General features: G+C 66.7%; 1 pseudogene. It reads left to right on the top strand.

Features of this window, described 5'->3' with window-relative positions:
* Positions 1–393, top strand: a pseudogene (locus tag HWX25_RS33185) (DUF802 domain-containing protein); the annotation flags it as partial.

The raw sequence follows: 393 nt of genomic DNA, 5'->3' as shown, positions 1-393 counted from the left end.
TGGAATGCGTCGCTGACCGCGATGGCCGCGAAGCTCGGCGACGAATGGCAGCGCGCGGGCGCGCATAGCGCGGGCCGTCAGCAGGAAATCTGCGATGCGCTGGCGCAGACGACGCGCGATCTCACGGCGCAAGCGTCCACGTTCGAACAACGTTCGACCGATCTGCTTGCGACGATTCGCGATTCGCACACGGGCCTGCAAACGCAACTGGCCGCGCGCGACGAAGAACGTCTGGCGGCGTGGAATGCGTCGCTGACCGCGATGGCCGCGAAGCTCGGCGACGAATGGCAACGTGCGGGCGTGCACAGCGCGGGCCGTCAGCAGGAAATCTGCGATGCGCTCGCGCAAACGACGCGCGATCTCACGGCACAGGCGTCCACGTTCGAACAACGT

The organism is Burkholderia sp. BCC1640 (genome assembly GCF_902833125.1).
Classification (GTDB): domain Bacteria; phylum Pseudomonadota; class Gammaproteobacteria; order Burkholderiales; family Burkholderiaceae; genus Burkholderia; species Burkholderia diffusa.
This window is presented reverse-complemented; position numbering and strand designations above follow the sequence as displayed.